The sequence below is a fragment of the Methylomonas stagni genome (assembly GCF_050154735.1).
Classification (GTDB): domain Bacteria; phylum Pseudomonadota; class Gammaproteobacteria; order Methylococcales; family Methylomonadaceae; genus Methylomonas; species Methylomonas koyamae_A.
In genome coordinates this window covers 1,421,552-1,442,180 of sequence record NZ_CP189557.1, presented here as the reverse complement: position 1 = coordinate 1,442,180, position 20,629 = coordinate 1,421,552, and the positions used below count along the sequence as shown (strand labels likewise).

The following is a 20,629-nucleotide window of genomic DNA, read 5'->3' as shown; positions in this document are numbered from 1 at the left end:
GGCAAGGATGCACTATGACCGATTATCACAACATCATCGACCAGTTCCGCGCCGACATGGCTGCGGCCGGAATGGTCGTCAAAGAACCGATCGTCGCCGACAGCGTGTTGCACCGGGTGTACGTCGACGGCGACAAGTCCGGCACCCAGAACGGCGCGTATATTCTGCACGCCAATCAACACCCGGCCGGTTATTTCGAACACTTTCCACAGGGATTGAAAGTCACTTGGCGTTTGGATGGCGCCGGCGACAAGCCGTTGTCGCTGGCCATGCGCCGCCAGATCGAGGAAGAACGCAAGCGGCGCCAAGTTGAGAGGAAGGAACGCCAAAACGAGACCGCCGAGAAAGCTCGCTGGATCTGGCAAAACGCCAAACCGGTGTTCGACGAGGCCAAACATCCCTACTTGCGGCGGAAGTCGGTCAAAGCTTACGGACTGCGCACCAGCCGCGGCGCTTTGGTCGTGCCGTTTTTCGACGATACCCGCCAGCTCGTAAATCTGCAATTTATCGACGTCGACGGCAACAAGCGGTTTATGGCCGGCGGGCGGAAAAAAGGTTGTTTCTCGCTGATCGGCGAACCGGCCGGCGCCGAGCGCGTACTGATTTGCGAAGGCTGGGCCACCGGCGCCAGTTTGCATGAAGCCTTGGGCGCATTGGTGATGGTCGCGGGCGATGCCGGCAACCTGGAACCGGTGGCAATCGCCGCCAGGCGCTGGCATCCGAACGCGGAAATTATTGTCGCCGGCGACAACGACGAAAGCGGCGTCGGCCAGACTGCCGCGAAAAAGGCAGCCTTAGCGGTACGCGGAAAGTATTTGATCCCCGAGCAAACCGGCGCCGACTGGAACGACGTGATCGCGGCGGGAGGCTCTCTCTGATGGACGCCGCCGCGCCAAGCCATGACTTAGCCGCTAACCCGCCAGAACAGAGCGAAATGCCGGCTGTCGAGCCATCTGCACCCCCGATAACGGGGGTGCAGGCGTCCCCATCGGCCGCGTTGCCGACCCAAACCGCGCCGAATTTGGCGGCCGCCGTCGATCCCCTCGTTAACGATCCGGATCTGATCGATACGCTGCCGGACCACACGTTCTTGGAACAGGACGAAATAGCCACGCTAAAGGCAATGAATGCCACGTATTGCCACGCCACGGTCGGCGGAAAACATGCCATCGTCGGCCAGCGGCCGTGCCAAGTGCAGGGTAGTGTTCTGACCTTCGAGGCGCCGGGCGAATTCAAAAACGGTTTTTGCACTCGAGGCTGATCGGCCGGCGCGATTCGGCAGGCCGAGGTCGGCCTAAAAATCAGGGTCAGGCTTGGTTGGAATGGCCGGGAAAGAACTTTAAGCCTGGCGGTACCGGGTTTTTTCCAGACCCTAAAAAATGCCCGGCCGACACGCTGAACTTTTATCGGGGTTTGCAGGCGGAGCCGATGGCCGGCGATGTGAAACCCTACTTGGACCATTTGCGCTACGTGATTTGCGCCGGCCACGAGCCGTCGTTTCGCTATCTGGTGGGTTGGATGGCGCACCTGTTCCAAAAGCCGGACGTCAAGCCCAGCGTGGCGATCGTGTTGAAGTCGGTGGAAGGCACCGGCAAAGGCACGATGGCCGAACCCTTGCTGCGCATCTTGGGTTCGCACGGCAACAAGACCAACGGCGCTTATGCCATTGCCGGTCGCTTCAACGGCTTGGTAGCCAATCGGCTGTTGATCTTCGCCGACGAAGTGGACTTGACCGACAAGCACGTCGCCGACCGCTTGAAAGGCATCATTTCGGAAACCACGGTCAACATGGAACGCAAAGGCCTGGAGATCGAGCCGCTGCCGAACTATTGCCGGCTGATCTTCGCCAGCAATCACGCCAGGGTATTGAGTGCCGGCATCCGCGAACGCCGCTATCTGGTATTGGAGCCGTCCGACGGCTTTGCCCAAGACCCCGGTTATTTCCGCCGGTTGTGGCATTGGATAGACCACGACGGGCCGGCCAAACTGCTGAACTATCTGTTGATTGTGAACATTGCCGACTTCGACCCGTACCGCTGCCCGCAAACGCCAGGATTGATTGCCGAGAAGCTGGGCAACCTGAGCGGCGTGAACCAGTTTTTCTACCATCAGATCGCCAAGGATGAACCGTTTGGCGGCCGGGCGCGGATTTTGGCCGCCGAGCTGGTGGATGACTTTGTGAATTGGAGCGCCGAGGAGGGTGACAAAGTCTCCAAGGCGGCATCGGCCAATTTGACCGGCCGTACGATGGCGAAGCTGGGCATTGAAGTTAAAGGGCGCTCGGATCGTGGTGTCGGCAAATTCTACGAGTTGCCGGAGCGGGAGGTTTTGGTACAGCGATTTGCTTTATTGCTGGATGTTCCGGTCGAGGAGCTGGAGCCATGAACTTTCGCCTAATCGCTTTTTTGCTGTACCAACTGTACCACCAAGGAAAATCATCTTATTTTCAATTGGTTAAGTGGTATAGCAATTATTTATCTATCTGTACCATAACTAAACCAACTATACCGAAATCGACGATAAAAGCGGGAAACGGGATTAGTGGTTCAATTGCTGTACCACCTATTTTTTTAACTGTACCCCACCTGAAAGCCGCGCCATTCGTGGGCTTGAGTGGGGGTGGTACAGTTGGTATGGCAAAAATCGCGTTTTTTTTGTTTTTTATTTTCGTGGCGATATGTCGCGCCAATCCGTCTTTTTGGCGAGCGAGGGCGGCGCCGTGAAGACGGCAAACTGATCGACCGTTAATCCCGTTGGACTGGCCAGGGCTTGAGGAGACAACCAACCACTGACGAGGATTTAGACATGACTGAGTTACACCCCTTGGCGGAACTCCGCCGGCAAGGCTTGGATGCCGACATATTTAAAGGCCGCTTGCGCGTGTATCCGCGCCGACGGATGACTAAGGCGCTGTGCCAATACGTGACTGAACATTTACCGGCTATTGTCGACGGCTTGATTGCCGAGCAGGCAGCCAGGGCCGGCGACTACGAATTTCTATGGGATCTGCCGATCAAGGTCGGCGTTGAGAATTTTGGCTTCGAAGTGGATATGCGCGAGGTGATACCGCGCCACGTCAACGGCCAATTGTTCGCCGGCGTGCCGGCACCTTCGGTTTAGTAAACCTTAATACGCGGAGTAACTATGAAAACAATTCGACTATTTGGTGATATTCAAAGGCATAAGGCGGAATGGCGATTAGACGTTAAAACCGTTTCCGAAGCACTGCGCGCTATTGATGTGCAGAGAGACGGTTTTCTGGCCGAATGCGATGCCGGACGGTATGTCGCTCTGTTGATCGATTTGGACGATAACCAGATGTCCAGGGCGGTTACGACGGAGACCGCATACCATCCGTGGGCGCATGAAGAACTGTGGATCTTGCCGACCGTCGGCGGCGAGCTGCCGGTTCCGGTCATAGCGGCGGCTTTCGTCGCGATTACCGGAGTTACGGTCGCTAACTTCACGCTGATCGCGACCTTGGTTAACACCGCGTTGTCTATGGCGTTTTCGGCCGTTGCCAATGTGATCACCGCTAAAAAACAGAACGTCACCGCATCTCAACAAGAGCGTCCGGAAGCCAAGCCATCGTTTATCGCCGACGGCGTCGTTAATTTGACCGCTGCCGGCCACGCGCATCCGATTTTGTTCGGAGAAGTGCGCGATTGCGGCTGCATGATTCTATCGTCCGATTATTGGGTAGAGGATATCCCCGTTTAAATTTTGCGATACGACAGTTTGGGCTTGAGGAGAAACCGCCGGCCGCCATGATGCGCGGTCGGCATCTATAACCGATTTGGAGAACGAACATGGCTTTAACCGCATTACCCGTCAATTCCCCGCTGACCCAGCTGCGCGCGCAAGGCTTGGGAGCCGAACTCGATCGCGCCCGGTTGGTGGTGTATCCCAGGCCCAAGATTACCAACACCCTTCGGGCGTTTGTCGTCACTAACCTGGAGTCCATCGTCAACGAACTGAACCTGGAGGGCTATTACACCAAGAACCCCGATCCGCTGGGTTATGAGGCCAGAACCATCGGCGACGGACGCCGTCACCAGGGCATGTTGATCTGGTCGCTGGACAGCACGATGCGTACCGCGTTGGGCGCAAAACCGGTCGATGCTTCGATAGACAGCGTGCCGGATTCGATGAATGGCTACTTGTCGTTTTGAAGTATGCAGGCTGGGGCTTGAGGAGGCTGGGCCGGCCAGTTGAAAACCGGTTTTATTCAACAGACGATAGGAAACCATCATGAATACCTTGAACGACATGCAAAAACAATATCTCAGAGAGACAGCCACGAAACTGAGCGGCGCCATTGGAAAAATCAAGTTCACCAAAGCCATGTCTCACGATGAAACCGCTGCGATCCGCAAGGAACTGGATGCGGTGCAAGGCGAGCTTGCGTCGTTTGCCGACATCAATCCGGAGGTCAAACAGATCGAGCTGTTTAAAAAGACAGCGGATTTGTCTGAAGCGGCGCTGGAAATGCTGGTTGGCGGCGGCCACTTGGAATAAACCTGACCGCGCCGCGCGGCCTGGATCGCGCGGCGCTTTACTCACCGATTTGGAGTACCGACATGACTGAATTATCGATGGCCGAACAAAGCTATTTGGCCTTGAAATCCGATTTACAGACCGCCCGGGAGGACGAAGCCCACAAGCGCCGCGAGATCGCAACACTCACACAGCGTAAACAAGCGTTGGATGCGGAACTGGCCGGCTTAAACCAGCGCTTGGCTGAAGCTGGCTTTGCCATGGCCAACGGCGACATGACCAGCGACGACTATATCGCGCTGAAGCGCTCAATTGCCGAACAATCGCTAGACCGCGAATCGCTCGCTGAAGTGATTGACATGCAAAGCGACGCCTTGCAAAGGCTGGTCGACCATTCGCGCTATGTCGCCGACCAGTTGGGGCGGCAATTGACCGCGACCGCCGGCGAGATAAAACAGCGGATGTTGGGGGCTTGTGTGGAGGCCGGCTCTCAACATTTGCAAGCGTTTGCCCTGGCGGTGGCCGCGCACCACTTCAACCAGCACCCGTTCTCGAGCCAGGAAAAAACCGAGCAAGCCCAGTTGGCTTATCGGATCATCGGCGAAGAACTGTGCAAAGCCGTGTTTGCCGACAAGACCGAAGCCTGGCTGGTGATGGTCGAGCCGTCGCGCGCGAAAAGCGCGATCGAGGCGATGATCGGCCAAGCGGCTTGATAACGGTGGCAGGTCGGCATTTGCCGGCCTGCGCTTTCAATTCAGGTGAGCATAAGCCCACCTTTCATTCGAACAGGACGCAGATGACAGTTAAAGCAGATAGCGACGGCACCTGGCGCGTGCAGATCGACCGGAAAGGCATGCCGCGTAGTCGGCGGGGCGGATTTGCCTGCCGAGCGGACGCGGAGCTGTTCGAGCGCAATTATCTGGCCGAACATCGCGAGAGCCACGATCAGGCGATGGACGACCGCACCTTGGTGGAGTTGATCAACGCTTGGCACGTGTACCACGGCATTAACTTGGCGGACGGCGAACGCCGGCATCGGGCTTTATTGCAAATGGCCGCCGATCTGCAAAATCCGATCGCCAGCCAATTGACTGCGGAACAGTTTGTGTTGTACCGCTATAACCTGATGTACAACGACCGATCGGTTTGCGCCAAGACCATGAATAACCGGCACGGCTACTTGGCGGCGGTGTTCAACCGCTTGCGCAAGCTGAAGGTGATTAAGTACCAGTCGCCGGTTTGCGAGGTCGATTTTTTGAAGATCCAGGAACGCCAGCTGAGTTACTTCAGCCGGGACCAGATCGATATTTTGCTGGAAACCATTCAGCAGAATTCGAAGAATCTCGATACCTGGTGGGTCACTCAAATCTGTTTGCGGACCGGCGCCCGCTGGAGCGAGGCCGAGAAGTTGAAACGCAAGCAGTTGCACAACGGACGGATTACCTTCGAGTTCACCAAATCCAAGAAGACTCGAACCGTGCCTCTGGAGCCGGCGTTCTTTCATGCGCTCGATCAGTACGCCGGCTATAAGCATCCGGATGATCGCTTGTTCCGCAATTGCATCGGCGCCTTCCGGCGAGCGGCCAAGCGTAGCGAGCTGGCATTCCCACGCGGACAGGCCACCCATATATTGCGGCATTCATTTGCCAGCCATTTCGTGATGAACGGCGGCAACGTCTTGAGCCTGCAAAAAATCCTTGGCCATGCCGACATCAGCATGACGATGCGCTACGCCCACTTGGCGCCGGATCATCTGAAGGATGCGGTGTTGCTCAACCCTATGTCCAGTTCATCCACCAACCACCCAGCTCGAGGGCTTTCCCAAGTGGCGTAACGTCTCGACGTCCTGAGTTCGCGACCTGGATCTGATGGCGGCTTGCTCGGTACCGGTATAGTCTTCGCAAAGCCGCCGCACTACCCAAAATTCACTCCTCCTCACCTGCGCGGTTTTTGCACAAAAAATTGCACGCGAATTTCGTTTTGAAGGGCTTAAACCGGGATAAATTGCCGGAAAGTTAGGAAAATCGCGGCATTCAGGCACCAAAGCGGACCAGCTTTACCCGATTTGCAAAATTCACAAAGTGCCGATCATTTACGGTTTGCGCCATTTCAACAGGCCAAACGGCACGCCAAAAAACCCGGCAATTTTTCTTATATCATTGATATTTATGGCTTTAAGTGCCGAAATGTTTTTTTCGTGGATTTGCGTCGATTCGCCACCAAAAGGCTGTAAGCCGCGTGGCGTCTGGAAATGGCAAGCATTTCAATGGCGCAAATTGGCAGATTTCAGGAATTCGAGAGATCAAGGTTTCTGGATCGGGAAGGCGATAAATCAGGGCAAATTTCGCTATCAGCAAATGGTCTGGATTTGACCTCTTTTGGTCTAAAACTACCGTATAAGATTTCGGATTGTGTCCTTGAGTGTGTCCTTACGGAGGTTGTTTAAAAAAAATACAAAATAAATCATATATTTACGACTTATTCGGGTCCGGCCGTCGTACCAAATTAGGGTTTGAAGAAGCCCAAAGAAGTACAGAAACCCGCAAGCCGCCTAGCTTAGCGGGTTTTTTATTGTTCAACGAAATACAGCGACATACACTCAAAAATGTGTCATCAAGTGTGCATTCTGAAAATGGCGGATCAGAATGGCAGGTAGTGGCTGAGAAACTCAATAAAGACGCGGTCTACAGGATGGCCACGCCGAAGGAAAAGGACTATTTCATCAATGATGGCGGTAGCCTGTTTCTTTTGGTTAAAACCAGGGGTGCCAAGCGGCGGCATTTTGTATTTTCGTTCGATGGCAAGCGGAACCGCGTGTCTCTGGATATCTGCGTGGCGTCACTCTGGAAGCTGCCAGACGCAAGTTCGAAGAGGCTGGAACGCATAATTGCCGGCGGCATCAAGCCGACAGGTTTATGAGACGAGGCGAACGCCGTCATGCAAATGGCAAAGTAAAACGGCGGCCACGCAAACAAGGACTACCCATTCTCGACAGCTTTGCCGACATCACCCTCCATTAGTTGGCGTCCAGCCAACCACTAGCACCATTCGTGTCGCGCTAAAATCGCTCAATTACGATTCTGACGTAATGGCTGCCCACGGATTTAGGATCACAGTATCGACGTTATTTAACGAACTAGGTGGCTCCGAATGCGATCGCGCGAATAGGCTCATTCTCCGCGTGATCAAGTCAAAGTCACCTATATATAACCGGGCGTAATATTTGGGAGAACGCCGGGAATGATGCGAGCCTGGGCGGACTTTTTGGGCTCATTACGCAATCAGTAGGACGACGGTTATCCCGTTTCCGCACCAAGCTTATTCATATGCTACGGTCAGTGATAGTCGTTTGGTTGGATGATTGGGCGATGGCCGGAACCATGCTCGATGAAGTGGTGGGCGTGCGGCCGGATTTTATCGAACACCAACTCGCCACACGGTCCGCGATTCAAGCGGCTGCGCCTACAACCGGATGGTTCATTTGCCGGAACTGCACAAGATGATGCAGCAATGGGCGGATTATTTGGAGATCTTGAGAGACAGCACCCTTTCAGCGCTTATTTCGCAGCACGCGCGGCGTCCCTTAGATTGATCTATGGATTAAAGTGACATCTGGATGTAAAAATAATTGTATTGTGTTGCGCGACACAATACAAGTTGCTAGCATGTATACTTCCAAACTAAACGTCTAGCCAGGCAGAGTTATTCATGTCGAAATCCACTCGTATGCAGCACCCCGGCATTCGCATCAAATCGGAAGTCATTCCACCCAAAATGTCGGTTACCAAAGCAGCCCAGATAATTGGGGTCGGGCGTCCAGCCTTATCAAACCTCCTAAACGGGAAGGCGGCATTGTCTCCGGATATGGCTGCTCGGTTGTCAAAAGCGTTTAATTTCCCATTGACTGCGCTCATGGATATGCAAGCTGCGTACGATTCGGTGCAAGCAACGCAAGCAGCAATCCCAGTCAATACCAAAAAACATATACCGCCATTTTTGGCAATCAAAGCTAACGAAATAGTTGACTGGGGGCTGCTGGCATACTTCCTCGGAGTCGATTAGCCGTTTTTTTACGGACATTAGTAAATTCAACAGGACATCAACTGGTCAAAGTTGACTTTCCTGGAAACGATGATTCTGAGAGACCTGGATGGGATGGATATATTGAGGCTAGTGCAGGCTCGCCCTGGATTCCCTTTGGAAAATCAGGTTGGGAATTCGGCACAAACAATGATCCGAAAAAAGCAAACAAAGATTTCGACAAAAGCGTGGACGCTTACAACGACAATGATGAACGCACTGAAATAACATTTGTGTTTGTTACTCCTCGTCGCTGGCCTGCAAAGGACGCTTGGATTAAAGAAAAAACCGCGCTTAATTTATGGAAGGAAGTTCGTGTTTATGACGCAAGCGATCTTGAACAATGGTTGGATCAATCCTTACCTGGACAAGCCTGGTTTGCTAATGAAACGAAAAAAACATACCAGTTCGCTCACTCGATCAGTGCTGGTATGACTGGTCAAATGTCTGCGAACCACCAATTAGCCCCACACTCTTTGGCCCTGCAATAGAAGCAACCAAGCGTAAGACAAAGTCATTGCTGTCGAAACCAGCTGAGAGGCCGATTCAGATTGCCGCAGATTCAATTGACGAAGCATTGGCATATCTATCGCAGTTGCTAAGTGAGCATGGCGACGAAGCACTTGCTTCCTATCGTGATCGTGTTTTGGTATTTGATAAGGCGGGCTGTTTCCCAAAACTGGCAATGGGAGCCGAATCGTTTATTGCTGTGGCCTATAAGCAAGAAGTGATTCGCGAGTTTGCCGCCTATTCAAAAACACTACATACATTCGCTATTTTTCCACGCAACTTGATCTCAGAACCCGATATTGTTCTGGAACCTGTGAACTCTCTAGTCTTCAGCAAAGCGCTCGAAGAAATGGGAATGGACAAAGACAATGTCGCGCGGTATGCCATTGAGTCTGGTAGGTCACTGACAGTTTTGCGACGCCGTTTATCAGAAAATACAGCCGTTAGAACTCCCGAGTGGGCTGAAAAACCAGAGACTGCAAAGCAGTTAATCCCGTTTATGTTGGTTGGCACGTGGGATAGCCGGAATGAAAACGATAAACGCATACTCTCAAAACTCGCGGGTGATCGGCCTTATGATGAGTTAGAACAAGAATTTCAAATTCTTACTCAACTAGATGACGCACCCGTTTGGTCAATAGATTCAATCCGAGGCGTCATTTCAAAAATTGATCTTATTTATGCAATTAAAGGCGTAGTAACTAGCGCAGATTTATCAAGGTATTTTGAAGTCGCACGACTAGTGCTTGGCGAAGACGATCCGTCATTAGATTTGGAAGAAAGCAAAAGATGGATCGCCAATATATATGGTAAAACTCGAGTATTTTCTAGTATATTAAGAAAAAGTATCTCAGAAACTTTGGTTTTACTGTCTGTTAATGCATCTTTATTTAATAAGCGGCTTGGCTTTGATGCCGAAATGGAAGCGGCAAAAGTGGTGCGTGACTTAATGTCTACACCACTCACAGCACGCACTCTTGAAGCTAATAATTACGATCTTTCTACCTACGCAGAAGCTGCACCGGATACGTTTTTATCCATTTTAGAGAGTGATTTAAAATCAGGAAAACCGGCTGCATTGGAACTCATGCGCCCAGTTGCGTCGGGAATATTTGGAAACACTCCCAGTCGCTCAGGATTACTTTGGGCGCTTGAAAGCTTGGCTTGGAATCCTGAGACATTGTTACGCACAACTCGTATCCTTGCCAGACTTGCCCAAATTCAAATAAACGACAACTGGAGCAACAAGCCAATTAATTCGCTGAAGTCGATTTATCGATCTTGGATGCCGCAAACTGCGGCTAATCATCAACAACGATTTGGTTGTATTAGAAAACTAGTAAAAGAATTTCAAGATATTGCATGGGAACTTTGTTTAGATCAATTCGGGCAATTTTACGGAACTGGAGAATACACTCAAAAACCACGCTGGAGACATGATGGTTATGGCTTTGGCGAGCCGTTGTCGAATACAAATGAAATTAATGCTTTCGTTAAAGATATAGTTGAAATGGCTTTGACTTGGCAAAACTATTCGCTGGAAATGCTGCGCGAATTGGTGACGCGTCTTTATGGTTTAAGTCCTCAAGACCAAGATCGTGCATGGGAGCTGATTGTGAAATGGGCCAAAACCAAAGCTACAGACGATGAAAAAGCTGCGCTGCGCGAACACATTCGAGTTTCCACGTTGTCCAGAACCGCAGCTATGCGCGCTAAAAGAATGGGCCATACAGTAGGATTAACTTCCAATGGTTCAGCGGCCTACCAAGCACTTGAGCCCAGAGATATTCTGAACAAGCACGCTTGGTTATTTCGTGAAACTTGGGTTGCCGAGTCGGCAGACGAGATTGAAGAAATTGATGATCTCGATATAGTTAAACGTAATATGCGCATTAACAAATTGAGAAGCGATGCATTACGACAAATTTTAGCGGAGCGAGGAATAGACGGAATTTTAACGCTTGCAGCACGCGGCAAAGCTGATTTAGTGATTGGTGATATTTTGGTTACTCAAGCAATTGTTTCAGAACAGTCACTGCTAGAGATAATACAGCTTGCATTTCAGAAGATTACTAATGCTAAGCATGATAGTGTTAGCGCTAAAAACCTAATAAGAGGTGCATTACACGCTATATCTGACGAACATACTCGAGAAGCACTGATTTGTGCATTTATGACAAATCATGGGGAAAAAGAAGCAATCCAACTTTTTTTGTTGGCTCCATTTTGTCATAGCACATGGAAAATGATTGATAAACTAAGTGAAACATCAATTCCACAATATTGGGCGGAAGTGACGCCACAAAATATAAGTAACAATGAAATGGAAGCCCGCGAAGCCGTTGAACGACTTTTAAAAGCCGAACGCCCTCGCGCTGCATTTTGGTATATTCAATATCATCCAGAGCAATTAGAGACAATTACGCTGTTTAAATTACTGACAAAAATAACTCAAGGCGGTAAAGACAAGTCTGGGGAGTATATGCTCGATGAATATCGTCTTGAAGAAGCATTTAAACTATTGAACAATTGTTCGGAATTAACTATAGAGCAAAAAGCTAGTTTAGAGTTTTATTATATAGATGCCCTGGGAAAACCAATCGGACTAAGAAGCGGTTATGGTATCCCAAACCTTGAACGTTACATTCAAGAGCATCCTGAGTTTTTTGCACATGCCGTTGCCTTTATCTATAAGCGCAAAGACGAAAAACCTGACCCTGCAGAATTACAGATTCCAGCAGATCAAGTAACAGCAATGGCGGAGCGGTGTTATAAGCTGTTGGAGGCAATTGAAAGAATACCAGGACGGAATGAATTCGATGAATTGAACACAAATTATCTTGCAAAATGGATAGCCACCGTGCGTCAGTTGGGCAGAGAGTTAGGGCGGGCGGATATTACCGATGATTGGATTGGCAGGTTATTATCGCAAGCACCTTTAGGAAAGGATGACGTATGGCCTTGCGAACAAGTACGAGAAGTATTGGAAGAAATTCAATCGATTCCGATGATTGAGGGTATGCGCGTAGGGGTTTACAACGCAAGAGGTGCACATTGGCGTGCTGAAGGAGGCAGTCAGGAACGCGTACTTGCCGAGAAATACCACAAATGGGGTAATGCACTTCGGGTAAGTCATCAATTTGTAGCGACTAGCTTATTGTTTGCCTTAGCTAAAGATTATGAACGAGATGCAAATAGAGAAGATACCGAAGCAGATATTAATAGGCGTATTTCTTGAAATCTATTGGAAGTTATTTGTACACACCATCCTAGTAAATATCCACCGGCAAAGCCGGGGGCTTTATGTTGTGAACCGCTCAAAGCGGTAAATAGGGTCGCTAACGCGGCCCTTTAACTTTAGCCGCCAATAGGCGGCGACTCATTGCCAAAGGTTCATTTGTTCGATTCGTTGGTCTTCCTGTTCTTGATGACGGATATACTCCCGTATCATCCTTTCGTCCCGGCCCACCGTCGAAACAAAATACCCTCGCGCCCAGAAATGTTGACCGACAAAGTTACGCTTCTTTTCACCATAAACACGGGCCAAGTGAATCGCACTCTTCCCTTTGACGTAGCCAATCACCTGCGACACCGCATATTTCGGTGGAATCGATATCAACATATGCACATGATCCGGCATCAAATGCCCTTCCAATATTCGGCTTTCTTTCTGGCTCGCTAACCTTCGAAACACCTCGCCCAAATGCTTGCGCAACGCCCTATACAGCGTTCGGCGACGGCACTTGGGAATAAACACAACGTGATATTTGCACCCCCATTTCGAGTGGCTTAAGCTTTCGTTCTCGTCCATCAGGTTCTCCTCTTGCGTTTACTTGGCGGCTCACGCTCTCGAGTTTCCTGATGGACTCCTCTAAATGTCAAACTCCTGCTGTCTCCCCGGCAGAGCCGGGGATTTCTCATTTTTGGTTAATTGGTTAAGAAAATAATATTTTCTTTATGTAAAATTTTTCAATAAGGCCACCCTTTCAGCCCTAGTTAAAGTGCCAATCAAACTGGCAGCTAGTTGTAAAGTGTTGGTGACGGGTGGATTGATCCAGCGTTGGAAGCCGAGTTTCATGACGAAGCGCGGGATGCAGGCAAGTTTGCATGTTGGTCGTTGATTTGTTTATGATCTTTCCGACCGGATACCCCGACGGGGCAAAAAGCGGGTTTCGTCAGCTCGTTTCCGGTTTTCCATCCTGACAGCTTCACTTTGACGGAGTAGCAATGCTGCTGGCGTATTTTTTCCGGATACTGCAATTGGTATCTTGCCGGCGCAACGGGCGTTTCGAAATCAGAAAACCGGGGTGAGCATCGAGAATCTTTGGGATGGAATTTGCGTTTAGCTTCAAACCGATTCAGCATACAGCGAAACGTATAAGGAACATCTGTTAAAGCAACTAGCTTTTTTGTTGCTTAACTCCCCGAGCTTGACAGCATATGTTGTGGTTGAAGACTTCTTGGGGCGAATGTTTTCCATAGCCCGAGGAACGGCAAAAATTCGATTCCAATTCTACTTTGTCAGATTTGTGCAAGATCGGCATGTCTGTCGGGAAACGGGCATTCGGTGCCATGATGGGTAGGCTTAAATCCGTCCATGGCGTCCGGATTCGCTCCGCGCTCTAACGGGGCCTGCGATCCAGGCCGGAATCACGAGGTTTATTCAGTCATCCGACAACGTAGAATTGGTGTCAGACCCTATCAGACCACGGTAAAGCCGGACACGATACTTTCCAAGTTGCGAGCCAACGCCGCCAATTCCTGAGCCGAGCGCGCGGCGCCGCCGGCGGTTCGGCTATTTTCGGCGGCGCTATCGGCGATCAGTTTAATCCGGTGAGCCATTTCTCGGGTCGCGGCGGATTGCTCAGCTAGAATCCGAGTCATGTCGCCGATCGCTTCGGCCACCTGTTGGCTGCTATCGCGGATTTCCGAAATCGAGTCGGCGGCCTGGTTCGCCAAGTCAACGCCGTCGCCGACCCGACTGACGCCGGCTTCGATTTCCTTGGCCGCGCGTTGCGTGTTGACTTGGATTTTTCCGACCATATCGGTGATTTCCTGCGTTGAACTGGCCGTGCGTTTCGCCAACTCCCGGACCTCTTCGGCCACCACGGCAAAGCCGCGGCCTTGTTCGCCGGCGCGAGCGGCCTCGATCGCGGCATTTAGGGCCAGCATGTTGGTCTGATCGGCTATACCGCTAATGATGTTGACGATGCCGTAAATTTGCCGGGAAAAGTCTTCCAATTCCTGTATGGTCGTGGCAGTGGATTTGACCGCCGCCGCGACGTTCCCCATTTCGCTGGAGGTCTGATGTATGATGCGGCCGCTGGCGAGCGATAGGTTGCCGGACTCTTCGGCGATCTTGTGCACCTGTTTGGCTTGCTGGCCGATTTGCTCGAAGGACACCGACAGCTCTTCAACCGCGCTGGTCATCATTTCCGACGATTCCGCCTCGACTATACTGGCGCGCTCGCTTTGAACCGCGGCGGTCGCCAGCGAGTCGGCGGATAAATTCAAGGTCTTGGTGTTATTGACGATGACGCCTATGATCTCCAACAACCGCAAACGCATGCTATCCAACGTTCTGACCAGTTGGGCAATTTCGTCGCCTCCGGTCGTATCGGATGTCTTGGTTAAATCGCCGGTTTGGATGCGCTCGGCGATCTCCACACATTGCCGCAACGGCGTGGTAATTGAAATGGTCGCTATTCTTCCCAGCAATAATCCTAGGACTAACGCAGCGCCTATCAGCGCAATCAATATCAATTTACTTTCCGCGTCGGTGGCTTTGAGGTTTTGCAACGATAGTTTAACGTCGCCTTGAATCGCCGTTTCCAGCTTGTCGATTTCCTCGATAAAATCATCGAACGCCGCATCGAATTGGGCGTCCAGTTGATGAAACTCGGTCTCTCCCAGGTTTTGGCCCAAGGTCGCGTACCGGTTTTCCAGTGCCGTACGTAAAGTCCAGAGCTTTTCGTTTGAAATACTTAATTGGGCCAGCGTCGCGGGATTATCCACCGGGAAGTATTTGCCTTCGGCATTTTCGCCGCCCTTGCCGATCACGTTTAGATACCATTCGGCCTGATCCATTTTACTCTTAACGACAGTTATGGATTCATTCGCATCGCCACCCATGATTTCTTCGAATTTCAAATGCGCCTCGGTCGCGAGCAATTTGGATTCCATTACCGCATCGACCAAGGGTGCGGCGGATTCGCCGACGTAAATCCCGGTATTACCTACCTTGTCTACAAAGTAAATGCCGAACAGCCCGGTGGCCAAGGTAATCAGGGTGCTTACCAAAAATGCGCCGGTTAGCCGTGTGCCGATACCGATATTCTGAAACATATTCACCTCTAACTAACACGCTTTGCAATTAGTATTGCCGATAAACGGAATTTGCCAATGATAAGGCGGGTGATCGCCTTGGATTTTCCTGAACCACTCTACAATCGCAGCTGGAGCTTGGCTGATAGCCCTAGCCTAGTGGAATAGACGCTAGAATTGAGGCGAAGTCAGGGCAAGCGGTTTCGCATATGCCCAACTTCTGTTTAACACGCCAACCTGGGGAGCAAGTATGAGTACGACAATCGCTCCGATACCGCTGGCCGAGCATGGTGGAGGCAATTGTGGGCTTTTGGCCGGATTTTTTGCCGAAACTGTTGGAAGCCGCAACAGCTCGTGCCTGGTCCGGGTTGGAGAACAGCTTAGCCGAGAATTGACAAACCACCGTCAGACATGGCCGGTTCCGGGCGTTGCATGTCGTGCTTGGAGTCAACGAATCGGATCGAGAAATGGCAAATAATTGGAACATACCCGCTTGGCTGGAAGCGGAAGTCAGAGCAAGAGACAAGACTTGTGTTTACTGCGGCATTGAATTTACACCGGCCAAGGTGTCTTATAAATCCGCGGCCAGCTGGGAACACATCGTTAACGATGCGACGATTGTCACCAGAGAAAATATCGTTCTTTGTTGCCGTGGCTGCAATGCCAGCAAGGGACCGAAGAGACTGGCCGTATGGTTGCAGTCTAAATATTGCACGGAGCGAGGTATCACGTCGGCTTCGGTGAGTCCAATAGTCCAACAGGCAATTGCCAATGGTCAATAAGGCCACGGGTTACCCGGCGCTCAAAGGACGCTCCCCTCGGTTATTTACCCTTGGCTTTGAGGTGGGTCGCTTGCGAAATCCGATGAATCTTATCCTTGAACTTACCGGGGTGCGGGCGGTACCGTTTGAGCAATTGTCGCCTCCACGAAGCGGTCAACAGCGGTGCTAACGTTTTCCAAAGCTATCGGCGAACCATCGATCCAGCATCGCCTTTTCGTAACGCAAGGGATCGTTGTTTGGGTAGCGTGCCGAGTCCTGTAGCATCAGGTAATTCAGATCGCTGATCTGTTCCTGCTTCTCGGCTTTGATTTGGCCGTCCGGGCCGTACCAGCGGTAGTTCAATTTGATGCGCGGATAGTATAGGTCGCGGATGAAGCGGGTATTGGTGGCATTGGGCGTTTGCCAGGGTTCGAAGGCGCCGGCCATGTCGATGTCCTCGACCGCCAAATCCAGGCTGTCGCCGGCCGGCAAATATTGCCCCGCCAATTTGCGAAAATGCGCTTCGAATTGCTGGAGTAAATCCGCCTGTACTCTTGGGGTAGCGGCGCCGGACAGGGCTAAGTCGGTGTAGTGTTCGGCATTCTCGAAGCGGATGCTGATGTCCGCGCACGCTGCTTGAGCCATGACCAGCATAGCTATTGCCAGCAAGGTAAGTTTTGGCATGGAATTCCCCCGTCATATTGCGGTTATCGTAGCGCCGCCGCACACATGATTCACCCGGCCCTTAAATACCGCTCGCCTGTCGAAGGGCTGGCCAGCCTGGGCTTCGGCCAGCTCGGCCTGAACGGAATACCCGTAATAAATAGGACCGGGTTAATAGGCCAATGTGCCTATCGGTTGCTACTTGCGCGATATCGACCCGGAAATCCGATAAAAATTTCGTCGATGCGCAAATCCAGCCGGGAATTAGCGTTCTAAAGCCGAATACCAATGTCCGCGCGGCTGGTTGGAAGACGCTAGTCAGTCGCCGGAAACTTAAAACAGCCGGCTTCCGCCCGATCATGACCGCCACCAAATGGGCGGGGGCTTGGCAAGGCCATCGTCATAATACCCAAGAGTATTGGCATGCCGGGGTTGGAAATCAACACGCTCCATGGTTCCGATCTGAGCCGAGTCACGCAAGAGTTGGTTGGGCTGGCAATCGGCCACTTTGGGACATTCGAATATTTCAGCGAATTTCGGCAGTAACGCCTGAATCTCACAGGTTAACCCGTACGCTGGAACAAACCGGAGGGAATTCTTATCCCGAACTGATCGAATGAAAGCACGGTTTTGGCAAGATTAAATACTCAAATCGTCATCAATGTATTGAATGATGCGTGATTAAATTATGTCATTTAACAATGGTTTAACGATCCAGTATGGTGTTGTCCAACCCAACAACATACCGGAGAGGGTAGTGAATCTTGCAACTCTATTTTGCGCGGCCATGGTGTTTGCGACCAGTGACGCCTTGGCTGAAGGCAACTCTCATTTTGATGTATTCGCCAACCTCGATACCGGACCGGGCAATGTCACGGCGACGGCCAACGGCCGGATCATCATGAGCCAGCATCAGTTTTATCAACCGCAATACACCGTGGTGGAATACAAGGATCAAACCTTGGTCCCTTTTCCGAATAAGGAACTGTCCGCAGCCGATTCGACCGCGCCGATTAAGCTCGACTCGGTGCTAGGTATCCGCTCCGATAGCAACGGCATCGTCTGGATGCTGGACAACGGCATGCGTAGCGGGGTGACGCCCAAGCTGGTTGGTTGGAATACCAAAACCAACAAACTGCAGCGGCTGATTTACCTGCCGGCCCCGATTGCCCCGAAAGATGCGTTCGTTAACGACTTTGCGTTGGACACCCTTCACAATCATGCCTTCATCAGTGACCCGGCCGGTGGCGCGAATGCCGGCTTGATCGTGGTCAACCTATCGACAGGCGCGGCGCGGCGGGTGCTGGAAGGCCATAAAAGTGTGGTGCCGGAAAACGTCGATTTGGTCATCGACAATGTACCGATTCAGGTGAAAACCCCGTCGGGCGAACTCGTCAAACCGCATATAGGTGTGAATCCGATTACCGAGGATTTGGCCAACGAATGGGTCTATTTCGGGCCGATGCACGGCCTCAGCCTTTACAGGATTAAAGCCGCCGACCTGATCAACGAGTCGTTAACACCTGAAGAACTCGCAAAACAGGTTGAACGCTACAGCGACAAACCGATTTCGGACGGCATCAGCATTGACGAGAACAACAACATTTATCTGGGGGACTTGGCCAATAACGCGATTGGCGTGATCGCGCCTAACCGACAATACCGGCAATTGGCGCAATGCCCAAGATTGTCTTGGGTCGATTCCTTCAGTTTTGGCGCTAACGGACAACTCTTTGCCGTCGTTAATCGCTTACATCGTTCGGCCACACTGAACGGCGGCGACAATCAATCCAAACCGCCTTACTTTTTGTTGAAAGTCAAAGCCTTAGCCGCAGGCTTGCCAGGACGTTAAAGACTGATTTGGGATGCGCTTATTTTCCGGCCTATGCTGCTGATTTGCTCGCGCAACCAGCCATGAGCCGGGTCTTTTTCCCACAACGGATGCCAAATCATCGCCAAATCGTAGTCCGGCAAACTCACCGGCACCGGCAACACTTGCAGTGGCACTAGTTTCTGAAAGGCGATGGCCAAACGATAGGGTAAGGACAAAATCATATTGGACTGGGCCACGATCAAGGGCGCCGATAAAAAATGCGGCACGATGAAATTAATGCGCCGCTCCAAGCCCAACTCGGTCAATTTCTCGTCTATCACCCCCAATTTATCACCGGTTCTGGAGATCAGCATGTGCGTGGCGGCCAAATACGTCTCCAGCGACGGTGGCGCTTTTATGCTGGGATGATCCTGCCTAACCACGCACGCCATGCGATCCATGAATAAATGTTGGCAGTACAAATGCGCCGGCGGATTCAATACCGAGGCAAAGCCCAACACCACATCCAGGCTACCGTTTTCCAACTGCGCCAACGGAAACGCAGATTCCGTGCGTTTGACATGAATATCCACGCCCGGCGCCGACTGCTCAAGCAATTGCGACAACTCGGGCAAGATCAAAAACTCCATGTAATCGGTCGCGGCGATGGTGAAACGGCGCTGACTGGACGCCGGATCGAAGGCTTGTGGTGCCTCGAGCAAGCGTTCCATTTCCTGCAAAAGGCTACGTACCGGCTCCACCAATGCCAGCGCCAGCGCGGTCGGTTGCATGCCGGCGGGCGACTTAACCAAGACCGGATCGTTCAATTGCTGACGTAAGCGATGCAGGGTATGACTCATCGCCGACTGGGTGACGAACATGCATTCCGCCGCGCGGGTGACATTGCGCTCCCGCATCAATACATCGAAAGCCAGTAACAGGTTTAAGTCGAAAGTACGCAGATTGGCCATGTGGATATTTCCCCTAAAGAAACTGGCTGCATACTAAACAAAATCGCTGCTGGCCGGCATGAACAGTCTTGATGATAACGGATGAAATTTGACCATTTCACAGCTCATCAAATTCTCCTTACCTTATATCGCGAGCGTGTCGTTCAACCTATATGACGTTACTCCCCCAAGGGTAGCTTTCGGTTGGCGACACGCCCAGTTTCGATGGCTATCGCCGTCATTCACTATAAAACGTTACGGGGGAAGCACACATGTCCGCACAAATTCCAATTTCCACGTTCAAACCCTACCGCGGCGAGAAAGCTCGGTTGGCAAGAGCCTACGACTATTTGATACTGGTCCTGGCTTTATTTCTGTTCATCGGCTCGTTCCATCTACATTTTGCCCTGACCGTCGGCGACTGGGATTTCTGGGTCGATTGGAAAGATCGGCAATGGTGGCCGTTGGTCACGCCATTGATCGGCATCACCTTTCCAGCCGCCGTGCAGGCGGTGTTGTGGGACAAGTTCCGACTGCCTTTGGGCGCCACGCTGTGCGTTGCTGCCTTATTGCTCGGCACCTGGGTCACCCGCGTGTTTGCCTACCACTACTGGAACTTCTTCCCCATCAACATGGTGTTGCCGGCGACCATGGTGCCGGGCGCATTGGTATTGGATACCTTGCTGATGCTCACCAACAGCCTGACCATCACCTCCATTTTTGGCGGCGGCGCGTTTGCCTTGTTGTTTTACCCCACCAACTGGCCGATCTTCGGCATGTTCCACCAAGCGGTCGAATACCACAACAGCCAGCTGACTGTCGCCGATTTATTCGGTTTCCAATACATCCGCACCGGCATGCCGGAATATTTGCGCATCATCGAGCGCGGCACCTTACGCACCTACGGCCAGTACGCCACACCGTTGGCGGCGTTTTGTTCAGCGTTGTTATGTTCATTGATGTATCCGCTCTGGTGGTACATCGGCAAATGGTTCGCCAATACCAGCTATCTGAAAAAAATCTAAGGAGGA

Annotated in this window: 21 protein-coding genes; 17 read left to right on the top strand and 4 right to left on the bottom strand. The window is 51.6% G+C overall.

What is annotated here, in order from left to right; all coding sequences use genetic code 11:
- Positions 1-14: 14 nt before the first annotated feature.
- The 15 genes from ACP4CD_RS06785 to ACP4CD_RS06715 all read left to right on the top strand — a co-directional run bounded on the left by ACP4CD_RS06785 (position 15) and on the right by ACP4CD_RS06715 (position 12,325).
- Positions 15-878, top strand: coding sequence for a toprim domain-containing protein (locus ACP4CD_RS06785; protein WP_426994036.1), 864 nt, complete (start codon positions 15-17; stop codon positions 876-878).
- 95 nt (positions 879-973) lie between these two features.
- Positions 974-1,261: a hypothetical protein gene (locus tag ACP4CD_RS06780; protein ID WP_426994035.1), complete on the top strand. Its 288-nt coding sequence runs from the start codon at positions 974-976 to the stop codon at positions 1,259-1,261.
- Positions 1,246-2,385, top strand: a complete 1,140-nt coding sequence (locus tag ACP4CD_RS06775) for a primase-helicase family protein (RefSeq protein WP_426994034.1) — start codon at positions 1,246-1,248, stop codon at positions 2,383-2,385. Before ACP4CD_RS06780 ends, ACP4CD_RS06775 begins: the two co-directional genes overlap by 16 nt.
- Positions 2,382-2,723: a hypothetical protein gene (locus ACP4CD_RS06770; RefSeq protein ID WP_426994033.1), complete on the top strand. Its 342-nt coding sequence runs from the start codon at positions 2,382-2,384 to the stop codon at positions 2,721-2,723. The genes ACP4CD_RS06775 and ACP4CD_RS06770 overlap by 4 nt, the downstream gene beginning before the upstream one ends.
- 82 nt (positions 2,724-2,805) lie before the next feature.
- Positions 2,806-3,120, top strand: coding sequence for a hypothetical protein (locus ACP4CD_RS06765; RefSeq protein ID WP_426994032.1), 315 nt, complete (start codon positions 2,806-2,808; stop codon positions 3,118-3,120).
- A gap of 24 nt (positions 3,121-3,144) precedes the next feature.
- Positions 3,145-3,720 carry a hypothetical protein gene (locus tag ACP4CD_RS06760; protein WP_426994031.1) on the top strand — a complete coding sequence of 192 codons (576 nt, stop codon included), beginning with the start codon at positions 3,145-3,147 and terminating at the stop codon, positions 3,718-3,720.
- Positions 3,721-3,809: 89 nt separating this feature from the next.
- Entirely contained in the window at positions 3,810-4,172 is a 363-nt protein-coding gene (locus tag ACP4CD_RS06755; protein ID WP_426994030.1) for a hypothetical protein, read from the top strand.
- A 79-nt stretch (positions 4,173-4,251) separates the two neighbouring features.
- Positions 4,252-4,518, top strand: a complete 267-nt coding sequence (locus ACP4CD_RS06750) for a hypothetical protein (RefSeq protein ID WP_426994029.1) — start codon at positions 4,252-4,254, stop codon at positions 4,516-4,518.
- Positions 4,519-4,580: 62 nt separating this feature from the next.
- Complete coding sequence (locus ACP4CD_RS06745; protein ID WP_426994028.1) at positions 4,581-5,210, top strand: hypothetical protein; 630 nt, start codon at positions 4,581-4,583, stop codon at positions 5,208-5,210.
- 83 nt (positions 5,211-5,293) lie between these two features.
- Positions 5,294-6,331: a phage integrase gene (locus ACP4CD_RS06740; RefSeq protein ID WP_426994027.1), complete on the top strand. Its 1,038-nt coding sequence runs from the start codon at positions 5,294-5,296 to the stop codon at positions 6,329-6,331.
- A gap of 247 nt (positions 6,332-6,578) precedes the next feature.
- Positions 6,579-6,869, top strand: a complete 291-nt coding sequence (locus ACP4CD_RS06735) for a hypothetical protein (RefSeq protein WP_426994026.1) — start codon at positions 6,579-6,581, stop codon at positions 6,867-6,869.
- Positions 6,870-7,068: 199 nt separating this feature from the next.
- Positions 7,069-7,416, top strand: coding sequence for an Arm DNA-binding domain-containing protein (locus tag ACP4CD_RS06730; protein WP_426994025.1), 348 nt, complete (start codon positions 7,069-7,071; stop codon positions 7,414-7,416).
- A 789-nt stretch (positions 7,417-8,205) separates the two neighbouring features.
- Positions 8,206-8,559, top strand: a complete 354-nt coding sequence (locus ACP4CD_RS06725; protein WP_426994024.1) for a HigA family addiction module antitoxin — start codon at positions 8,206-8,208, stop codon at positions 8,557-8,559.
- A 206-nt stretch (positions 8,560-8,765) separates the two neighbouring features.
- Entirely contained in the window at positions 8,766-9,068 is a 303-nt protein-coding gene (locus tag ACP4CD_RS06720) for a hypothetical protein (protein WP_426994023.1), read from the top strand.
- Between the two features lie 26 nt (positions 9,069-9,094).
- Positions 9,095-12,325 carry a hypothetical protein gene (locus ACP4CD_RS06715; RefSeq protein WP_426994022.1) on the top strand — a complete coding sequence of 1,077 codons (3,231 nt, stop codon included), beginning with the start codon at positions 9,095-9,097 and terminating at the stop codon, positions 12,323-12,325.
- A 141-nt stretch (positions 12,326-12,466) separates the two neighbouring features.
- Here the strand turns inward: ACP4CD_RS06715 and tnpA are convergent, their stop codons facing one another.
- The 3 genes from tnpA to ACP4CD_RS06700 form a co-directional block, all read right to left on the bottom strand.
- Positions 12,467-12,898, bottom strand: a complete 432-nt coding sequence (tnpA, locus tag ACP4CD_RS06710; protein ID WP_426994021.1) for an IS200/IS605 family transposase — start codon at positions 12,896-12,898, stop codon at positions 12,467-12,469.
- Positions 12,899-13,788: 890 nt separating this feature from the next.
- Positions 13,789-15,432 carry a methyl-accepting chemotaxis protein gene (locus ACP4CD_RS06705; protein ID WP_426994020.1) on the bottom strand — a complete coding sequence of 548 codons (1,644 nt, stop codon included), beginning with the start codon at positions 15,430-15,432 and terminating at the stop codon, positions 13,789-13,791.
- A 926-nt stretch (positions 15,433-16,358) separates the two neighbouring features.
- Positions 16,359-16,856 (bottom strand): DUF3016 domain-containing protein, encoded by a 498-nt coding sequence (locus ACP4CD_RS06700; RefSeq protein ID WP_426994019.1) that lies wholly within the window; start codon positions 16,854-16,856, stop codon positions 16,359-16,361.
- A gap of 736 nt (positions 16,857-17,592) precedes the next feature.
- On the opposite strand from ACP4CD_RS06700, the gene ACP4CD_RS06695 reads away from it, so the two are divergent.
- Entirely contained in the window at positions 17,593-18,687 is a 1,095-nt protein-coding gene (locus ACP4CD_RS06695) for an L-dopachrome tautomerase-related protein (RefSeq protein WP_426994018.1), read from the top strand.
- On the opposite strand, the gene ACP4CD_RS06690 is transcribed toward ACP4CD_RS06695, so the two are convergent.
- Positions 18,684-19,619 (bottom strand): LysR family transcriptional regulator, encoded by a 936-nt coding sequence (locus ACP4CD_RS06690; protein WP_426994017.1) that lies wholly within the window; start codon positions 19,617-19,619, stop codon positions 18,684-18,686. The two genes, ACP4CD_RS06695 and ACP4CD_RS06690, sit on opposite strands and share 4 nt — an antisense overlap.
- A 251-nt stretch (positions 19,620-19,870) precedes the next feature.
- On the opposite strand from ACP4CD_RS06690, the gene amoA reads away from it, so the two are divergent.
- Positions 19,871-20,623 carry a bacterial ammonia monooxygenase, subunit AmoA gene (gene amoA / locus ACP4CD_RS06685; RefSeq protein ID WP_426994016.1) on the top strand — a complete coding sequence of 251 codons (753 nt, stop codon included), beginning with the start codon at positions 19,871-19,873 and terminating at the stop codon, positions 20,621-20,623.
- Positions 20,624-20,629 lie beyond the last annotated feature (6 nt).

Excerpts from the sequence above, each read along its gene's own strand:
- ACP4CD_RS06785 (WP_426994036.1), top strand. The coding sequence starts at position 15 with ATGACCGATTATCACAACATCATCGACCAGTTCCGCGCCGACATGGCT.
- ACP4CD_RS06770 (WP_426994033.1), top strand. The coding sequence starts at position 2,382 with ATGAACTTTCGCCTAATCGCTTTTTTGCTGTACCAACTGTACCACCAA.
- ACP4CD_RS06765 (WP_426994032.1), top strand. The coding sequence starts at position 2,806 with ATGACTGAGTTACACCCCTTGGCGGAACTCCGCCGGCAAGGCTTGGAT.
- ACP4CD_RS06760 (WP_426994031.1), top strand. The coding sequence starts at position 3,145 with ATGAAAACAATTCGACTATTTGGTGATATTCAAAGGCATAAGGCGGAA.
- ACP4CD_RS06755 (WP_426994030.1), top strand. The coding sequence starts at position 3,810 with ATGGCTTTAACCGCATTACCCGTCAATTCCCCGCTGACCCAGCTGCGC.
- ACP4CD_RS06750 (WP_426994029.1), top strand. The coding sequence starts at position 4,252 with ATGAATACCTTGAACGACATGCAAAAACAATATCTCAGAGAGACAGCC.
- ACP4CD_RS06745 (WP_426994028.1), top strand. The coding sequence starts at position 4,581 with ATGACTGAATTATCGATGGCCGAACAAAGCTATTTGGCCTTGAAATCC.
- ACP4CD_RS06740 (WP_426994027.1), top strand. The coding sequence starts at position 5,294 with ATGACAGTTAAAGCAGATAGCGACGGCACCTGGCGCGTGCAGATCGAC.
- ACP4CD_RS06725 (WP_426994024.1), top strand. The coding sequence starts at position 8,206 with ATGTCGAAATCCACTCGTATGCAGCACCCCGGCATTCGCATCAAATCG.
- tnpA (WP_426994021.1), bottom strand. The coding sequence starts at position 12,898 with ATGGACGAGAACGAAAGCTTAAGCCACTCGAAATGGGGGTGCAAATAT.
- ACP4CD_RS06705 (WP_426994020.1), bottom strand. The coding sequence starts at position 15,432 with ATGTTTCAGAATATCGGTATCGGCACACGGCTAACCGGCGCATTTTTG.
- ACP4CD_RS06700 (WP_426994019.1), bottom strand. The coding sequence starts at position 16,856 with ATGCCAAAACTTACCTTGCTGGCAATAGCTATGCTGGTCATGGCTCAA.
- ACP4CD_RS06690 (WP_426994017.1), bottom strand. The coding sequence starts at position 19,619 with ATGGCCAATCTGCGTACTTTCGACTTAAACCTGTTACTGGCTTTCGAT.
- amoA (WP_426994016.1), top strand. The coding sequence starts at position 19,871 with ATGTCCGCACAAATTCCAATTTCCACGTTCAAACCCTACCGCGGCGAG.